The organism is Bradyrhizobium sp. BTAi1 (genome assembly GCF_000015165.1).
GTDB classification, from domain to species: Bacteria; Pseudomonadota; Alphaproteobacteria; order Rhizobiales; family Xanthobacteraceae; genus Bradyrhizobium; species Bradyrhizobium denitrificans.
In genome coordinates this window covers 3011381-3029223 of sequence record NC_009485.1, presented here as the reverse complement: position 1 = coordinate 3029223, position 17843 = coordinate 3011381, and the positions used below count along the sequence as shown (strand labels likewise).

Genomic DNA, 17843 nt, shown 5'->3' with positions numbered 1-17843 from the left:
AGGCGGATATGCCGCGGAGCGGAAGCCACGCCGCGCGCGTGCGGCGCCCGCATTTTCTGCATTGCGCCACCGAACCTGCAATGACAGAACGGAGACAAGATCAAGATGGTGGTCCGTCACGGGCCGCCCGTTCGGAAACGCCCATGACTGCAACTGCCCTGCCCGCGGACCGCATTCCCGTCATCGTCGGCGTCGGCGAGATCGTCGACCGTCCCAAGGACATCGCGGAGGGGCTCGAGCCGCTGGCGCTCCTGGAACAGGCGATCCGCCGTGCGGAAAATGACGCCGGAGCCAAGCTGGTCCAAGACATCGGCTCGCTCGACGTCGTCAACTTCCTGAGCTGGCGCTACCGCGATCCGGAGCAGCTGTTGGCGCAGCGGCTCGGCGTGACACCGTCGCACTGCTATTACGGTCCGGTCGGCGGCGAGAGCCCGATCCGCTATCTGCATGAAGCCGCCCTGCGCATCGCGCGCGGCGAATGCGAGGTCGCGGTGGTCTGCGGCGCCGAGGCGCAGTCGACCGCGACCAAGGCCGAGCGCGCCGGCGTACAGCTGCCATGGACACCGTTCGCCCATGACGTCGAGGAGCCGAAGCGCGGCGCGGCGTTCCAGAATCCGCTGGCGGTGAAGCTCGGCGTGTTCCGCCCGGTCTCGGTCTATCCGTTCTACGAAGTCGCGAGCGCGGCGAAGTGGGGCCAGACGCCGCGGCAGGCGCTCGCCGAATCCGGCGAGCTGTGGTCGCGGTTCTCGGCGGTCGCGGCCTACAATCCGAATGCCTGGCTGAAGCGGCATTTTACGCCGGAGGAGATCACGACGGCATCGGTCGACAACCGGCCGATCGCCTGGCCCTATACCAAGCTGATGGTGGCCAATCCCATGGTCAACATGGGCGCCGCGCTCATTCTGACCAGCCTCGCAAAGGCACGCGCCTCCGGCATCGCCGACGCGCGCATGATCTACCCGCTCGGTGGCGCTTCGGCCGAAGATCCACGCGATTATCTCACCCGTGATCAGTTCGCCGAAAGCCATCCGCAGAACGCGGTGCTGCAGGCGGCGATGGATCTCGTCGGCGGCAAGGGCACGGCCTTCGACGTCATCGAGCTCTACAGCTGTTTTCCTTGCGTGCCGAAGATGGCGCGGCGCACCCTTGGGCTCGGCGCCGACGTCGAGCCGACCGTCACCGGCGGCCTGACCTTCTTCGGCGCGCCGCTCAACACCTACATGACACATGCCGCCTGCGCGATGGTCCGCCGGCTGCGCGGCGGCGGCGCCAAGCGCGGCCTCCTCTACGGCCAGGGCGGCTTCGTCACCAAGCACCATGCTCTGGTGATCTCGCGGGAACCGCCGCCCTCTCTGTCCCAGGACGTCAGCGTCCAGGCGGATGCTGACCGGCGTCGCGCGGCCGCGCCGGACTTTGTCAGCGAGGCGCGCGGCCACGGCAAGGTCGAGAGCTTCACCGCGCTCTATGATCGCAACGGCGAGATCGAGCATGGCGTGGTGATGCTGCGCACCGAGCAGGATACGCGTACCCTGGCGCGTGTGCCGGCGCAGGACCAGGTCACGCTGGCGCAGCTGATGAGGCCCGACCGGACACCGGTAAGCGCGATCGGTACGATTTCCATGTCCGCCGACGGCGTGCCGGAGTGGCGCGCGAATTGAGGATCGATGCCGCTGCAGCGAACTCCTCTATCGCTGCGCGCCCTGGATTGCTTACGCGTCCCGCGCCTCGCGCTGCCAGCGCGCATAGGCCGCGTCCCAGCCGGGATCCGCTTCGGCGACGAAACCCAGCGTCTTGCCGCCGCCGAGATCACGGAAATTCATCATCGCGCGGCGATGCGCACCGCTCCGGACATAGGCCCGCATGCTGGCCTCATCCGTCCAGACTGTCAGCGTGTGATAGATGCCATCGACGGGACGCAGCTCGACGCGCAGATTACCGGCCGCCCGGCGAGCCTGCCGGCCGGCCCGCAGCACGTGCCACCAGAAGCGGACGAGCCGGAGCCAACCGCGATGGGGCCGGAAGCCCGTCACAGAGACGTAGACACTCATCGCGGCTCCTGCGCGTGGTTGGCAGGCGTCGCGATCGCGCGCCCGGACAGCTGCAAGGGCAACGCTGCTGAACGCAGCTTGGATGTCGGGTTCCCGCGACGGAGACGAGATCAGCGCGGCGGCGTGTTCGACGGCGCCTTGGGCGGCAATGTCCCCGTCGTCTCGTTCCCGGGGGCTCCCGGTACGCTGCTGTCGTTCGCCATTCGCTGCTCACGCTTGCGATCCAGCGCCTCGTCGCGGCGCGCGGCAGCGACCGCCAGGGCCGGATCGAGCTTGAGCGCCTGGTTGAAATCGGCGAGTGCGCGGTCGTAGCGCCCCTTTGCCAGCCAGACCGCGCCCCTGTCGCTGTACAGCCGCGCATCGCTGAAGCTCATGCGCACCGCGCGATCGAGATCGATCAGCGCACCGTCGAGTTCGCCCTGCTGCTGGAGCGCCAGGCCGCGATCATGAAACAGCGCGGGGTTGTTCGGGTCCAGGCGGATCGCCCGGTCATAATCGGCGAGCGCGCGCTCCCAGCGTCCCCTGCGGCCAAGGTCGCGGGCGCGGTAGCGATAGATGTCGGCGTTTCGTGGCGCCAGCCGTACCGCCTCGTCGAAATCCGCAATGGCGCCGTCGAGATCGCCCAGCCGGCTGCGGTCGAGCGCGCGCTTCAGGTAGGATGCAGCATCCGTCAATGCGGGCGCCTCAGGGAGGCTGGCGGTCTGAGGCGGCTTGGTGGGAGGCAACGCGCCGGTCGCCTGCGGCGCTGCGGGCCCCGGCACGGTCAGGCCACCGACATCGGGCTGTGGCCTGGATGGCAATGGCGGCAAGGGCTGGACCGTGGCCGAGCGGGTCTGCGGCTGCCTGCTCATCCAGTCTCCGACCGAGGGCAGCAGCAGGATCTCGAGCCCGATCAGGATCGCGCTGAGCACGGCGGTCGCCGCGACGAACTGCAGAACCGCATCCCAGCGCTCGCGCCGCACGGACTCACGTTCGAATGCGAGTTGAGCGTCGTACTCGGCGCGCAGATTGGGATCACGCAGCACTTTATAGGCGGCCAGGATCACCTTGAGCTGATGATCCGCGGCTGCATCACCGCCGCCCGTGAGATCAGGATGATGAGCCTTGGCGGCCCGCCTGAAGGCCCGCTTGATCGTGTCGAGATCGGCGCGCGGCGAAACACCGAGCACCTGATAATGCGTCTTCATGGCTCAGCGCCCCCGCGCTTGCTCTGGGGCCGGACCGGAATCAGGCGGGAAGCAGGTCGAGCGCATAATGGGCGCCATCGCGAACGAGCCGGCCGAACCCGGCCCAGGGAAAATGAGATCCGCAGATCATCATCTCTTCGGCGACCACCCGGTCGAGCAATCTGCGCCGGCTGACCTCGGCGGCAGCGCCGTCCTGGTCATAGGCGCCGTGCCATTCGGGATGGCGCAGGCAAAGCGCCGGAACATAGGCAGTATCGCTTGAGATCATCAATTGCTCCGCACCTGAGCTGATATGAAATGCCGTGTGCCCCGGCGTATGACCGAAGACGCTGACGAAGCGAATGCCAGGCACAACCTCGTCCTCGCCCTCGACCGGCAGCACGTTTTTCCAGCTCGGGATCACACTTTGAATTCGCCGTGCCAGCGACTGCCGCCATGGCGGCAGGCGGGCGGTCGATGATGAATCGGTCCAGAATTTGTATTCCGCCGCAGCGACGATGATCTCGGCATGAGGAAACACCTGGGCGTTGGTGTCCTCACTCAGCAATCCAAAAATATGATCGGGATGGAAATGTGAGATCAGGATGGTGTCGATATCCTCAGGGCGAATGCCAGCCGCTTTCAGATTGTTCAGCATTCGCCCCGAGACGAAGATGGAATCGGAATTGTAGCCCTGCACCTGGCCGCCGCCGCCAGCATCGCAGAGCACGGTCTTGCCCTTCAGCCGCACCACGAAGGTGGAGATCGGCACCGGGACGAAGCTGGCGTCGAGACCCGCCGTGCGCAGCGCCTGCTTGACGTCGCTGACGCTGGCATTGCTCAAGAACCCCGCCTCATGCGGCTTCTCCCACATGCCGTCATAGAGCGCGATGATTTCAGCCTCACCGATGGCGATCCGGCGGTAACCAGGCTCGGGGTCCGCGGTCCGGCGGCGCGGCCCGGCAGCGACGATGGCAAGGCTCGCATCGAGACCAAAGGCCATGGCAGCGGTCGCCGCCGACAGCACCAAGGTCCTTCGGGAAGGTTCGCCTGCCATCACATCGTCCGCCACCAATCAAATCTCTGGTTGATTGACCAGTCGGGCGGGAAAGGACATGCGCACCTTAGCGGGATTAAGGCGCGACGGCGGCGTTTCTGGCAGGTGCCGGCCAGTGTGGGATCGCTGCAACGCTACGGCGTTGGTAGATCAGCTACATCATACCACATGCCAACCTGTTCGCTGTCCGGGCGATACTGCAGCCGACGAAAGGCCCCCATATTGAGGGCGTCGCCGGCCGGGTCGCGCTCATCATTCACATCAGGCGGCGCGAACCGATTGCAGGAAGCGGCTGACCTCCTGCTTGAGGCGATGACTATCCTCGGAGAGCTGGCGCGCTGCGTTGAGCACCTGGTTCGATGTGTCCCCGGTCTCGCTTGCGCCGCGCTGGACGTCTGTGATGTTGGACGAGACCTCCTGGGTCCCGGTCGCAGCGTGCTGAATGTTGCGAGAGATCTCGGAGGTCGCCGCGCCCTGCTGCTCCACTGCGGCGGCGACGGTGGCCGCGATCTCGGACAGCCGTTCGATCGTCGTCGAAATCTCCCGGATGGCGCCGACCGATTCCTGCGTCGCAGCCTGGATCCCCGAGATCTGCTGCGCGATCTCGCCGGTGGCCTTGGCTGTCTGCTCAGCCAGCGCCTTGACTTCGGACGCCACGACCGCAAAGCCGCGGCCCGCTTCACCGGCGCGCGCCGCCTCGATGGTCGCGTTCAGGGCCAGCAAATTGGTCTGGCCTGCGATGGTGTTGATCAGTTCGACGACGTCGCCGATGCGGGTCGCAGCCCGCGACAGCTCGCCCACGCGGTCATTGGTGCGACGCGCCTGATCGACGGCATCGGACGCGATGCGCGCGGACTCCTGCACCTGGCGGCTGATCTCCTTCACCGACGACGTGAGCTCTTCGGTCGCCGACGCGACCGCCTGAACGTTTGCCGACGCCTCCTCGGACGCCGCAGCAACAGCCGTCGAAAGCTCCTGGCCCCGCATCGCGGTGCCCGACAGCGAGTTCGCCGAGCTCTCGAGCTCGTTCGAGGCCGAGGACACGGTCTCGACGATATTGCCGACGGCTCCCTCGAAACTGTCGGCGAGCTTGGACATCTCCTGCTTGCGCAGCGAAGCGGCGCGCTGTTCCTGCTCCTTGAGCTCCCGGGCGTTGAAGCGCACCATCGTCTGCACGGTCTGCAGGTTGCGCAAGGCGCGGCCGATCTCGTCGTCGCGCTCGATGCGCATGCGGGTGTCGAGCTTGCCCTGGGTGATGGCCTCCATCGTCTCGTTGACATGATCGAGCGGACCGACGATGACGCTCATCGTACGATAGCCGACCAGGCCGCAGAGCACGACACCGAGAGCCGCAATCGCCGCGGCCGTCATGCCGCCGCCCGCACCGAAGGACATCGCGCCCAGCACGATCAGAAACAGCGTCTGCAGCGCGACCAGCGTCCGCAGCCGGGCGGCAATGGTGCCGGTGAACATCGCGAGGTGGTCGAACACCGAACGGCGGCGAATGATGCCGTCCTCGATCTTGTAGTTGTGCGGCTTGTTCTCGCGAATCGCGGCGTAGACCTGCTCGGCCTCGGTACGCTGGTCGGACGGCAGCTTGGTGCGCACCGACGTGTAGCCGACGACTTGGCCGTCCTTGCAGATCGGCGAGGCCGTCGCCAGGACCCAGTAATAATCGCCATTCTTGCGGCGGTTCTTGACCGCGCCGACCCAGGGGCGCTTCGCCTTCAGCGTGGTCCAGAGATTGTCGAACGCCTCGGGCGGCATGTCAGGATGGCGCACGATGTTGTGCGGCTGCCCCATCAGCTCCGTCTCGGTGAAGCCGGCCGCCTTGACAAAGTCCTCATTGAAGAACGTCAGCTTGCCCTTGGTGTCGGTCTTCGAGACGATCAGAGTATCGTCGGAGATCGGATACTCGACATTGGTGATGGGCAGGTTCTTACGCATGCGGGATTTCCGATCCACAATGACAGTCAATCGTCATACCTGCGTTGGCATGACTACTTTTAGGGCAATGAAGAGCTCGAACATCGCACGGGTAAATTAACCCAAGATAAAGCCCTACCCCCGTGGAAGTACGGCGCGTTACGCTCATGACTGTTGTTCGCTGTTCTGGGCAGCGCTCCGCTCATGAACGAACGGCGGCACCGTCGCCGCCGTCCTCCGGAATGATTCGCTCGCTTCTGCGACCCGGCCGCGTCAAGCGGCGCGAACAGTTTGCAGGAAGCGGCCGACCTCGAGCTTCAGCCGGTTGCTGTTGGCCGCAAGCGATTTGGCGGCCGACAGCACCTGGGCGGACGCGCTGCCCGTCTCGGTCGCACCGCGTTGCACCTCGACGACGTTGGACGACACCTCTCCAGTGCCGACCGCAGCCTGCTGCACATTGCGCGCGATCTCCTGAGTGGCCGCACCCTGCTCCTCGACGGCAGCCGCGATGGTCGACGAGATCTCCGACAGCTTCTCGATCGTGACCGAGATCTCCCTGATCGCCGTCACGGAGTCGTGGGTCGCGCTCTGGATGCTGCCGATCTGCTGGCCGATCTCGCCAGTGGCCTTGGCAGTCTGCTCGGCCAGCGCCTTCACTTCGGAGGCGACCACGGCGAAGCCGCGGCCCGCCTCGCCGGCACGCGCCGCCTCGATCGTGGCGTTGAGCGCCAGCAGGTTGGTCTGGCCGGCAATGGTGTTGATCAGTTCGACCACGTCGCCGATCCGTGTCGCAGCTTTCGACAACTCGCCGACGCGATCGGTGGTCGAGCGCGCCTGACCGACCGCTTCGCCGGCCATGCGCGCCGATTGCTGCACCTGGCGGCTGATCTCGGTCACCGAGGACGACAGCTCCTCCGTGGCAGAGGCGACGGACTGAACGTTGGTCGAGGCTTCTTCCGATGCCGCAGACACCGTCGTGGCCAGCCGTCGCGAACGGTCCGCACTCGATGACAACGACGTGGCGGAGGCTTCGAGCTCGGTGGAGGCCGATGACACCACCTCGATGATCTGTCCCACTGCGGCTTCGAAGCCGTCGGCGAGTGTCTGCATCTCGACCCGGCGCTGCTCGGCGGCGATCTGGTCCTGTGCGATCTTGGCCTCCGCCTCGTGGCGCGCCTTCTCGGCCAGCATCTGGCTGACGCCTTCCACCGCCCGCGCGGTGTCGCCGATCTCGTCCTTGCGGTCGAGACCGACCATCGCCGGCGCTTCGCCGCGCGCCATGCCCTGCAGCACCAGAACGAGGGCCCGCATCGGCTGCGCGATGCCGAACACACCGATCGCGAGCGCACCGGAGAGGGCTGCAAGGGCGGTCAGCACCGCCATGATCAGCGTATTGCGCGTCCCCGCGACGGCCAGTTCGTGCTGCTCCCTCGCCCTGGCCTCCGAGAACGCGATCGCTTCGCGTTGAAGCTCGACCGAGAGGTCCACAGCGGCTCTGAGCTTGTCATTGCATTCTGCCCGCATGCGTTCTGCGGCCTTCGCCTTTTCCTCAACCGTGGAGGCTCTCGCTGCGATCTGGATCACCGGAGCACAGGCTGAAAATGCGTGACCGTAAAGTCCCTTCAGCCTCGCGATGCCGCTCGCCTTCTCCGGCAGATCGACCTTGTTCAGACCGTCGATGACCTGAGCCGACATGTCCTGCGTCGTCTTGAACAGGCGCGCATTGCCCGCATCGGAGGTTTCCGTCAGCAGTTCGAAGGCAGCAGCACGATACGTCTCGGCCCGGCGGGTCGAGCGGATCAACCATGAAGTGGAGGCATCGACCCGCTGCACGACATCGGCATAAGCGCGATCGATGGACGATGTCTGGCTGGACATGTAACTGACAAGACCGATCATGGCGGTGCCCATCAGAAGCGCAATCAGACCGACCTTGAAGACCATACGAGTATTGTTGAGCACGAGAACGTCTCTCTGTTGCGTATGAAAAGCTGCGTGAAGGGACGATTGTGCGCGCCCTATTAACGTTGGTTAAAGGATACTGAATTCACCGTAATCCTACGGATCCAGCGGGCCGCCGCGCGGGATCAGCTCTTTTCCGACTAAGCGAGATCTCTAGCCGACGAGAACGCGGCCGCAATGCAAGAAGGCGTAGCTGATCACCACGCCTCCCAGCGCTTGGGGTCTCCGATCAGGCGGCGCGCACGGTTTGCAGGAAACGTGACACTTCGAGCTTCAGGCGGTTGCTGTTCGCTGCGAGCGATTTGGCGGCGGAAAGCACCTGCGATGACGCGCTGCCCGTCTCGGTCGCGCCCTGCTGCACATTGCCGACATTGGCCGAGACCTCTTCGGTGCCCGCGGCGGCCTGCTGCACGTTGCGGGCGATCTCCTGAGTGGCCGCGCCCTGCTCCTCGACGGCAGCCGCGATCGTCGACGAGATCTCCGACAGCTTCTCGATCGTGACCGAGATCTCCCTGATCGCCGTCACCGAGTCGTGGGTCGCGCTCTGAATGCTGCCGATCTGCTGGCCGATCTCGCCAGTGGCCTTGGCGGTCTGCTCGGCCAGCGCCTTCACCTCGGAGGCGACCACGGCGAAGCCACGGCCCGCCTCGCCGGCACGCGCCGCCTCGATCGTGGCGTTGAGCGCCAGCAGGTTGGTCTGGCCGGCAATGGTATTGATCAGTTCGACCACGTCGCCAATGCGGGTGGCGGCCTTGGACAACTCGCCGACGCGATCGGTCGTCGAGCGCGCCTGGCCGACAGCCTCGACCGCCATGCGTGCCGATTGCTGCACCTGGCGGCTGATCTCGTTGACCGATGAGGACAACTCCTCGGTCGCCGAGGCGACGGACTGGACGTTGGTCGAGGCTTCCTCCGAGGCCGCCGACACGGTGGTGGCGAGCCGGCTGGCGCGGTCCGCGCTCGACGACAGCGACGTGGCGGACGCTTCGAGCTCGGTGGAGGCTGACGACACCACCTCGATGATCTGCCCCACCGCGGCCTCGAAGCCATCGGCGAGTGTCTGCATCTCGGCCCGGCGCTGCTCGGCGGCGATCTGGTCCTGTGCGATCTTGGCCTCCGCCTCATGGCGCGCCTTCTCGGCCAGCATCTGGCTGACGCCTTCCACCGCCCGCGCGGTGTCGCCGATCTCGTCCTTGCGGTCGAGACCGACCATCGCCGGCGCTTCGCCGCGCGCCATGCCCTGCAGCACCAGGACGAGCGCCCGCATCGGCCGCGCAATGCCGAACACGCCGGTGGCGAGCGCGCCGCCGATGGCAACAAGGGTGGCCAGCACCGCCATGATCAGCGTGTCGCGCGTGCCGTTGACGGTCGCCTCATGCTGCTCCCTCGCCTTGGCCTCCGAGAACGCGACGACATCGTTCACCGCCGCGAGCAGGACGCTCACCGCGGAATTGAGGACATCCCGGCATTCGTCGTTCAACTTCTGCCCCGCTTTGACGTTCTGCTCCGGGGTCATCGCGGCGCTCGCGGCCTGGATGCCCGGCTCGCAGGCGGCGAAAGCCGTCTTGAAGCGATCGGCGATCCTGCCGATCTGATCGGCCTTTTCCGGCAGATCCGTCCGGATCTTGTCGAGACCGTTCCGCACCTGGGCCGCGGCATCCTGTGCCGCCTTGAGCAGGCGCGCATTGCCCGCCTCGGTGGTTTCGGCGAGGAGCTCGAAGGCCGAGGCGCGATAGGTCTCGGCCCGGCGCCCGGTCCGCGCCAGCAGCACCGTGGAACTGTCGATCCGCTTCACGACATCGGTATAGGCCAAGTCGATACCGGACATCTGGCTCGACATATGGCTGACCAGGCCGATCATGATGACGCCCATGATCAGGGCGATCAGGCCGATCTTGAAAACGATGCGAAAATTGCTGAGCACGGCGAATGTCTCTCATTCCAAAAGTTGTAGAGAGTTAAAATTCGCCTGATCAGTTTAACATAGGATAAAGTTTAAGCCGCCGCGCCCGTAGTTTCGCGGATTGCATGGCGCTCATGCATCTCACGATGGCGCTCCTTTGCGTTGCTCCCGCGCCAAGCGAAAGGGCGTGGCCAGCGGCCACGCCCAGGACGAGTTCGCCGGTCGAACGCCGCAATCAGGCGGCGCGGACGGTATTGAGGAAGCGGCTCACTTCGGCCTTGAGACGGTTGCTGTCGGACGACAGCGCCTGGGCCGCAGACAACACCTCGGAGGAGGCGGAGCCGGTTTCATTGGCGCCGCGCTGGACCTCGACGATGTTGGTCGAGACATCTTTCGTGCCCTGGGAAGCGTGCTGGACGTTGCGGGAAATCTCCTGGGTGGCGGCGCCCTGCTCCTCGACCGCGGCGGCAATGGTCGACGCGATCTCCGAAAGCCGCTCGATGGTCGCCGAAATTTCCTTGATGGCGCCAACCGATTCCTGGGTCGCGCTCTGGATGCCGGAAATCTGCTGACCGATCTCGCCGGTCGCCTTCGAGGTCTGCTCGGCAAGCGCCTTCACTTCGGTGGCGACCACGGCGAAGCCACGGCCCGCTTCCCCGGCGCGCGCCGCCTCGATCGTGGCGTTGAGCGCCAGAAGGTTGGTCTGGCCGGCGATCGTGTTGATCAGTTCGACGACGTCGCCGATGCGCGCGGCCGCCTTGGAGAGCTCGCTCACCTGCTCGTTGGTGCGGCGGGCCTGGTTGACGGCCTCGCCCGCCATCCGGGCCGATTCCTGCACCTGGCGGCTGATCTCGGTCACCGACGACGACAGTTCCTCGGTGGCCGACGCCACCGACTGCACGTTGGTGGAGGCCAGTTCGGACGCCGATGCCACGGTCGTCGTCACCTGCTGCGCACGTTCGGCGGAGCGGCTCAGCGAGTTGGCCGAGGTCTCCAGCCGGCCTGACGCGGTGGACACGGCGTTCACAATGTCACCGACGGTCTGCTCGAAGCGGCCGGCGAGGTCCATCATCTCCCGGCGGCGCTGCTCGGCCTGCCGGCGCTCCGTCTCCTTCTGCTCGGCCTCGAGCGCCTGGACGCGGATGGCATTGTCCTTGAAGATCTGCACGGCCTTGGCCATCTCGCCGACCTCGTCACGGCGATCGGCATAGGGAATCGTCACGCTGAGATCATTGTTGGCCAGCCGCCCCATGGCGGCGGTCATGCTGGTGATGCCGCGGGTCACGGCGGAATTCAGCACCAGCAGCGCGATCACCGCGATCACTGCCATGACGGTGCCGCCGGTCACGATCGCCGTCTTCGACGACGCCAGAGCGGCGTCGGCCGCGTCCGCACGCGTCTGCAGCAACGCCGCTTCGACGTCGACCGCTTCCTTCACCAGCGCGCGAAGACCATCCATGTACTTCTTGCCGGCGCCGGAGGCTTCGAGGTTGCGCGCCTCCTGTACGGTCTGCGGATTGCGCATCAGCGCGATCTCTTTCTCCGCCACGTCCTGGCGCCAGCCGGTCGCGGCCTTCTCGATCTGCTCGAAGCGGCGTTGCTGAGCCGGATTGTCGGAGGTCAGCTGCTTCACCTCCGTCAGTGCCTTCTTGAAGGCGGCATCAGAATTCTTGTAGGGCTCGAGGAAGTTGTCGGTGCCGCCGACCAGGAAGCCGCGCACGCCGGTTTCGGCATCGACCATCGCGGAGACCAGCGCCTTGGCCTGCTCCATCACTTGATAGGTATGCACCGTCCAGGAATTGTTCTGCGCCAGCGTGGTGAGGTTCTGCCATGTGATCACGCTGGCGATGATGGACACGACCATCGTCATCAGGAAGGCAGCGCCAATCTTGCGCGACGTCTTCATGTTCATCAAGAAGGTGAGCATCGTTTGTTCTCTGTGGGAGCTGTGCCGGCTGCAGCTGGACAGGCGGCGGACGGACGGACTGGGAAACTGCGAACAATTCGCCAGAAGGAATTGAAACTCTTCTTAATATTTGGGGCCGTAGTTCCCACGCGACGGAACTGACGCTGCGATGCGGACTGGCCGCGGCGTGTCCTGGGCGCGTGCCTCACGCGCAAGGCGCGGCCTTGCGGCCGCGCCTTGTTCGTCGACGAAGCAAACTCGACTTGACCGCCGCGCTCAGGCGGCGCGGACCGTGCTCAGGAAGCGGTCGACCTCGACCTTCAGCCGGTTGCTGTCACCGGACAGCATCTGCGCTGCCGACAGCACCTGGGACGAGGCCGATCCGGTCTCGCCGGCGCCACGTTGCACCTCGGAGATATTGGCCGAGACCTGCTGCGTGCCGATCGCCGCCTGCTGGATGTTGCGCGAGATCTCCTGGGTCGCGGCGCCCTGCTCCTCCACCGCGGCGGCGATGGTCGAGGAGATTTCCGACAGCTTCTCGATCGTGCCGGAAATCTCGCGGATCGCGCCCACCGACTCCTGCGTCGCGGCCTGGATGCTGCTGATCTGCTGGCCGATCTCGCCGGTGGCCTTGGCGGTCTGCTCGGCCAGCGCCTTGACCTCGGAGGCGACCACCGCAAAGCCGCGGCCGGCCTCACCGGCGCGCGCCGCCTCGATGGTGGCGTTGAGCGCCAGCAAATTGGTCTGGCCCGCAATGGTGTTGATCAGTTCGACGACGTCGCCGATCCGGGTCGCGGCCTTGGACAACTCGCCGACACGCTCATTGGTCCGGCGCGCCTGGTCGACGGCATCGCTGGCCATGCGGGCGGATTCCTGCACCTGGCGGCTGATCTCGTTGACCGAGGACGACATTTCCTCAGTCGCCGACGCCACCGACTGCACATTGGTCGAGGCCTCGTGCGAGGCGGACGCCACGGTGGTGGCCAGCGTCTGCGAGCGCGCGGCCGTCGAGCTCAACGAGGTGGCCGAGGCTTCGAGCTCGGTCGAGGCATGGGACACGGTCTCGACGATCTGCCCCACGGCCTGCTCGAAATTGTCGGCCATCTGGTGCATGTCGGCACGGCGCTTCTCCGCCATCATCTTGTCCATGGCGACCTTGGCCTCCGCCTCCTGGCGGGCCTTCTCGGCCAGCATGATCTTGATCTCGTTGACGGCCTGGGCGGTCTCGCCGATCTCGTCACCGCGACCTTCGCCCGAGATCGCGACGTCCTCGCCCTTGGCCATCCGCTGCAGCACTGCGACCAGCGCCCGCATCGGCTTGGCAATGCCGAACTGCCCGATCACAAAGCCGAGCGACAGGCCGAGTACGGTGCCGACGCCAGCGATGATCATCAGCGTGCGGGAGGTCTGCTCGTATTGTACTTCCGCCTCCCCAGCCAGATTTTCGACGCGGACGTTCAGCCGGTCGGCCACGTCCTTGACCTTGGCCTGGAGCTTCTCGGCCGCCCCCCGGCTCTTCATCGCAGCGTCACGCATCCGGACGGTTTGCTCGCTGATCTGCATATCCTTGGCAGTGCCGATCACCCGAAACGTCTCGTCCGCCTCCTTCTCATACTCGGCGTAAGCGCTGCGGATCTCTGGAATCATCGCCCGCGCCTGATCGTCATTGGTCTTTGAGACCTCTGCCATGTGCTCTGCAAAAAGCTTGCGCTGCTCCTGCACCACCTTCAACGCTGCATCGCGGTTCTCCGCATGAGGATCCAACGCGGCACGGAACTCGGCACGGCTGAGCGCAAGGACGTTCTGATTCGCCCGCGCCGCGTGCAGGGCACGGTTGGCGGCTGCCGCCATCTTGCTCCCATCCTGGGCCAGCGTCTCCAGCGCGGCGATGGCAAACCAGCTGATCGTGACCGCCACGGCCGCCATCAGCATGACGATGGCAAGGATTTTGGTCAGTACACGAAAGTGCGAAAGAAATGACATTATTATGATGAACCTCGTCTGGTGCCGGATGGGCAGACGAGGACCTGCCATGACAGGCGGCGGCAGTGTCTCTCCCGCATCATCGGCGATGTGGAACGAGACCATCCTACAAACTCGACATCCGCGATTTTGTTAATTTGCTCTCCCGTGAACTACGGAGATGAGGGCGAAACGAACAGGACGCGGCCTTGTGGCCACGCCTGTCTGTCGACGAACGGCGGGGATGAGCGTCGCGCTCAGGCGGCGCGGACCGTGTTCAGGAAGCGATCGACCTCGAGCTTCAGCCGGTTGCTGTCGCCAGACAACATCTGCGCCGCCGAGAGCACCTGGGACGAGGCCGAGCCGGTCTCGCCGGCACCGCGCTTGACCTCGGCGATGTTCGCCGAGACCTGCTGGGTGCCGATCGCCGCCTGCTGGATGTTGCGCGAGATCTCCTGCGTCGCGGCGCCCTGCTCTTCCACCGCGGCGGCGATGGCCGAGGAGATCTCCGACAGCCTCTCGATCGTGCCGGAAATCTCCCGGATCGCGCCCACCGACTCCTGCGTCGCGGCCTGGATGCTGCCGATCTGCTGGCCGATCTCACCGGTGGCCTTGGCGGTCTGCTCGGCCAGCGCCTTGACCTCCGAGGCGACCACCGCAAAGCCGCGGCCCGCCTCACCGGCGCGCGCCGCCTCGATCGTGGCGTTGAGCGCCAGCAAATTGGTCTGGCCGGCAATGGTGTTGATCAGCTCGACGACATCGCCGATGCGGGTTGCAGCCTTGGACAGCTCGCCGACCCGCTCATTGGTGCGGCGCGCCTGCTCGACGGCGTCACTGGCCATGCGCGCGGATTCCTGCACCTGGCGGCTGATCTCGGTGACCGAGGACGACATTTCCTCGGTCGCCGACGCCACCGACTGCACATTGGTCGAGGCCTCCTCGGAGGCGGCCGCCACAGTGGTGGCGAGCGTCTGCGACCGTGCGGCGGTCGAACTCAGCGACGAGGCCGAAGCTTCGAGCTCGGTCGACGCATGCGACACCGTCTCGACGATCTGACCGACCGCCTGCTCGAAGCCATTGGCCATCTGGTGCATCTCGGCGCGGCGCTTCTCCGCGATCAGCTTGTCCATCGCGATCTTGGCCTCGGCCTCCTGCTGCGCCTTCTCGGCCAGCATGATCTTGATCTGGTTGACGGCCTGGGCGGTCTCGCCGATCTCGTCACCGCGGCCTTCGCCCGAGATCGCGACCTCCTCGCCCTTGGCCATCCGCTGCAGCACCGCGACCAGCGCCCGCATCGGCTTGGCAATACCGAACTGGCCGATGACGAAGCCGAGCGACAGGCCGATGACGATGCCGATCGCGGCCACCGTCATCAGCATGCGCGAGGTCTGCTGATATTGCTCATCCGCGGCCTTGGCCAGATTCTCGACCCGCGCATTCAAGCGGTCGGCGACATCGCGGATCTTGAACTGGAGCTTCTCGGAATTGGCGCGGCTCTTCAGCGCGGCATCGCGCATCTTCTCAGCCTGCTCGCTGATCTGCATGTCCTTGGCGGCGGTGATGACGCGGAACGTCTCCTCCATGCCCTTGACGTACTCGTCGTAGAGCGACCGGACATCGGGGATCATGGCGCGCGCCTGATCATCCTTGGTCTTGGCGACCTCCTCCAGGCGCTCGGCGAATTGCTTGCGCTGCTCCTCGACCACCTTCAGCGCCGCCTCGCGATTCTCGTTACGCGGATCGAGCGCGGCGCGGAACTCGGCGCGGTTGAGCGCAATCACGTTCTGATTGGCGCGTGCCGCCAAGAGAGCGCGGTTGGCGGCGGACTTCATCAGGGCGGCGCCTTCGGCCACGGTGGCCAGCGCGTCGATGGCGAACCAGCTGATCGTACCGGCCACGCCGGCCATCAGGATGACGATCGCAAGAATCTTGGTGAGCACACGAAAGCGGGACAGCAGCGACATCGGTGACCTCGTCTGGCGCCAGATGATGGACAGGCGGAAGCTGTGGTCGCCCCGCCAACCCCCTGTCCGACATCATTGGCAGCGTGAAAAGCGCGCTAAGTCTGCTGCTGAGCACACCGAGATTCCGTTAATTTTCTACTCCGTAGAATTTCGGCCGCATAGTTGCGGGTGACACGCTGCTCGCGTGAGCGGGTCATCCGCCATGGCAGATATGTCGCGCTCAAGCCGCACGCACCGTCTCCAGGAAGCGGCTCACCTCGGTCTTCAGCCGGTTGCTGTCGGTCGACAATGATTTTGCCGCTGACAGAACCTGGGCCGACGCCGATCCGGTTTCGCTGGCGCCGCGCTGCACATCGGCGATATTGGCCGAGACCTGCTGGGTGCCGTGCGCGGCCTGTTGCACGTTGCGCGAGATTTCCTGCGTTGCGGCGCCCTGCTCCTCGACAGCGGCCGCGATCGCCGAGGCGATCTCGGAGAGACGTTCGATCGTTGCCGAGATGGTGCGGATCGCGTTCACCGACTCCTGTGTCGCCGCCTGGATGCCGGAAATCTGCTGCCCGATTTCGCCGGTCGCCTTCGACGTCTGCTCGGCGAGCGCCTTGACCTCGGTGGCGACCACGGCGAATCCCTTGCCGGCTTCGCCGGCGCGGGCCGCCTCGATGGTGGCATTGAGCGCGAGCAGGTTGGTCTGCCCGGCGATGGTGTTGATCAGTTCGACGACGTCACCGATGCGGGCGGCGGCCTTCGATAGTTCGCCGACCTGATCATTGGTGGTGCGCGCTTGCGTGACCGCCTCGCTGGCCATCCGCGCCGACTCCTGCACCTGGCGGCTGATCTCGGTCACCGACGACGACAGTTCCTCGGTCGCCGAAGCCACCGACTGCACGTTGGTCGACGCTTCTTCCGATGCCGAGGCCACGGTCGTGGCCAGCCGCTGCGAACGGTCGGCGGTCGAGGTCAAGGTGCCGGCCGAGGCTTCGAGCTGGCTGGAGGCCGAGAACACCGTGTTGACGATGTCGCCGATCACGGCCTCGAACTGACGGGTCACCGCATCGACCCGGCGGCCGCGCTCGATCTTGGCGTCGGCGTCCTTGGCCGCCGCCTCGTCCGCCGCCTTCTTGGCGATCAGCGCGTCCTTGAAGATCTGCAGCGCATTGGCCATCGCCCCCATCTCGGTGCTCTCGCCGCGGTGTGGGATCTCGACCGAGAGGTCGCCCTCGCCAAGAGCCTGCATCGGCTTCACGATCGAAACGATGCCCTGCGATACGCTTCGCACCATCAGGAAGCTGACAAGCACGCCGACGATCAGCATCACGAGATTGATAGCGCCGAGCATCGCAAAGGATGTCGAATAGGTCGAAGCCGCGTCGGCGGACGCCCTATCGGCGCCGCCATTGTTCAACTCGATGCTCTTGCGCAACACCTCGTCAGCTTCGAGGCCGATCTTGTTGACCGTATTCTGGTTCAGCACATGCGCCTCGTGCGGCACCTGCCCCGCCGCCTTGCGCGACAGCTCCATCACCTGCTGACTGCCGGCAAGGTACTTGTCCCAGACGCCCTTCCATTGTTGATAGATCGTTCGCTCCTCCGGCAAGGCAATCATCGTCTCATAGGACTTGGCCGCGGTGTTGATGGTGTCGAGCACCGTGGCCGCCGTCTTCTCCTGGGCCAGCTTCTCATCGAGCGTCTCAGCCAGCATATGCTCGCGAACCACATTCCGGTAAGTGATGGTCGCGGCCCGGAGGTCACCGAGAACACGCACGCTCGGCAGCCAATTGCTGGTGATGTCAACCGTATTGGCATTCATCATGCGCATGCTCGATATGCCGAGCAGGCCCATTGCGGTCAGAACAATGAGAAGCAGCGCAACGACCGAGATGATCTTGGCGCGAATGGACATGCTGGCGAACATGGCAACTCCCTCGAGGCGGCGCCTTCGCTGCGAGACT

At 65.5% G+C, this 17843-nt stretch carries 11 protein-coding genes; 1 reads left to right on the top strand and 10 read right to left on the bottom strand.

Annotated features, from left to right (window positions below; translation table 11 throughout):
• The first annotated feature begins 143 nt into the window (after positions 1-143).
• Complete coding sequence (locus BBTA_RS13585; protein ID WP_012043060.1) at positions 144-1658, top strand: acetyl-CoA acetyltransferase; 1515 nt, start codon at positions 144-146, stop codon at positions 1656-1658.
• 51 nt (positions 1659-1709) lie between these two features.
• Here BBTA_RS13585 and BBTA_RS13580 read toward each other — a convergent pair whose 3' ends face one another.
• The 10 genes from BBTA_RS13580 to BBTA_RS13535 form a co-directional block, all read right to left on the bottom strand.
• A complete protein-coding gene (locus tag BBTA_RS13580; RefSeq protein ID WP_041750624.1) occupies positions 1710-2048 on the bottom strand; it encodes a hypothetical protein in 339 nt (112 codons plus the stop codon).
• A 110-nt stretch (positions 2049-2158) separates the two neighbouring features.
• Complete coding sequence (locus BBTA_RS13575) at positions 2159-3235, bottom strand: tetratricopeptide repeat protein (protein WP_012043058.1); 1077 nt, start codon at positions 3233-3235, stop codon at positions 2159-2161.
• A gap of 40 nt (positions 3236-3275) precedes the next feature.
• Entirely contained in the window at positions 3276-4271 is a 996-nt protein-coding gene (locus BBTA_RS13570; protein ID WP_201767758.1) for an MBL fold metallo-hydrolase, read from the bottom strand.
• A 261-nt stretch (positions 4272-4532) separates the two neighbouring features.
• Positions 4533-6218 carry a methyl-accepting chemotaxis protein gene (locus tag BBTA_RS13565; protein ID WP_012043056.1) on the bottom strand — a complete coding sequence of 562 codons (1686 nt, stop codon included), beginning with the start codon at positions 6216-6218 and terminating at the stop codon, positions 4533-4535.
• Between the two features lie 252 nt (positions 6219-6470).
• Positions 6471-8141 carry a methyl-accepting chemotaxis protein gene (locus BBTA_RS13560; RefSeq protein WP_012043055.1) on the bottom strand — a complete coding sequence of 557 codons (1671 nt, stop codon included), beginning with the start codon at positions 8139-8141 and terminating at the stop codon, positions 6471-6473.
• A 247-nt stretch (positions 8142-8388) separates the two neighbouring features.
• Complete coding sequence (locus BBTA_RS13555) at positions 8389-10032, bottom strand: methyl-accepting chemotaxis protein (protein WP_049795495.1); 1644 nt, start codon at positions 10030-10032, stop codon at positions 8389-8391.
• Between the two features lie 265 nt (positions 10033-10297).
• On the bottom strand, positions 10298-11926 hold the full coding sequence (locus BBTA_RS13550; RefSeq protein ID WP_012043053.1) for a methyl-accepting chemotaxis protein: 1629 nt from the start codon (positions 11924-11926) through the stop codon (positions 10298-10300).
• A gap of 318 nt (positions 11927-12244) precedes the next feature.
• Positions 12245-13951 carry a methyl-accepting chemotaxis protein gene (locus tag BBTA_RS13545; RefSeq protein WP_012043052.1) on the bottom strand — a complete coding sequence of 569 codons (1707 nt, stop codon included), beginning with the start codon at positions 13949-13951 and terminating at the stop codon, positions 12245-12247.
• Between the two features lie 236 nt (positions 13952-14187).
• Positions 14188-15894, bottom strand: a complete 1707-nt coding sequence (locus BBTA_RS13540; RefSeq protein ID WP_012043051.1) for a methyl-accepting chemotaxis protein — start codon at positions 15892-15894, stop codon at positions 14188-14190.
• Between the two features lie 220 nt (positions 15895-16114).
• Positions 16115-17806 carry a methyl-accepting chemotaxis protein gene (locus BBTA_RS13535; protein WP_012043050.1) on the bottom strand — a complete coding sequence of 564 codons (1692 nt, stop codon included), beginning with the start codon at positions 17804-17806 and terminating at the stop codon, positions 16115-16117.
• Positions 17807-17843: the final 37 nt, after the last annotated feature.

Coding starts and splice junctions, on each gene's coding strand:
- BBTA_RS13565 (WP_012043056.1), bottom strand. CDS start 6,218: ATGCGTAAGAACCTGCCCATCACCAATGTCGAGTATCCGATCTCCGAC.
- BBTA_RS13535 (WP_012043050.1), bottom strand. CDS start 17,806: ATGTTCGCCAGCATGTCCATTCGCGCCAAGATCATCTCGGTCGTTGCG.
- BBTA_RS13575 (WP_012043058.1), bottom strand. CDS start 3,235: ATGAAGACGCATTATCAGGTGCTCGGTGTTTCGCCGCGCGCCGATCTC.
- BBTA_RS13545 (WP_012043052.1), bottom strand. CDS start 13,951: ATGTCATTTCTTTCGCACTTTCGTGTACTGACCAAAATCCTTGCCATC.
- BBTA_RS13580 (WP_041750624.1), bottom strand. CDS start 2,048: ATGAGTGTCTACGTCTCTGTGACGGGCTTCCGGCCCCATCGCGGTTGG.
- BBTA_RS13540 (WP_012043051.1), bottom strand. CDS start 15,894: ATGTCGCTGCTGTCCCGCTTTCGTGTGCTCACCAAGATTCTTGCGATC.
- BBTA_RS13555 (WP_049795495.1), bottom strand. CDS start 10,032: ATGGGCGTCATCATGATCGGCCTGGTCAGCCATATGTCGAGCCAGATG.
- BBTA_RS13570 (WP_201767758.1), bottom strand. CDS start 4,271: ATGGCAGGCGAACCTTCCCGAAGGACCTTGGTGCTGTCGGCGGCGACC.
- BBTA_RS13550 (WP_012043053.1), bottom strand. CDS start 11,926: ATGGTCGTGTCCATCATCGCCAGCGTGATCACATGGCAGAACCTCACC.
- BBTA_RS13560 (WP_012043055.1), bottom strand. CDS start 8,141: ATGGTCTTCAAGGTCGGTCTGATTGCGCTTCTGATGGGCACCGCCATG.
- BBTA_RS13585 (WP_012043060.1), top strand. CDS start 144: ATGACTGCAACTGCCCTGCCCGCGGACCGCATTCCCGTCATCGTCGGC.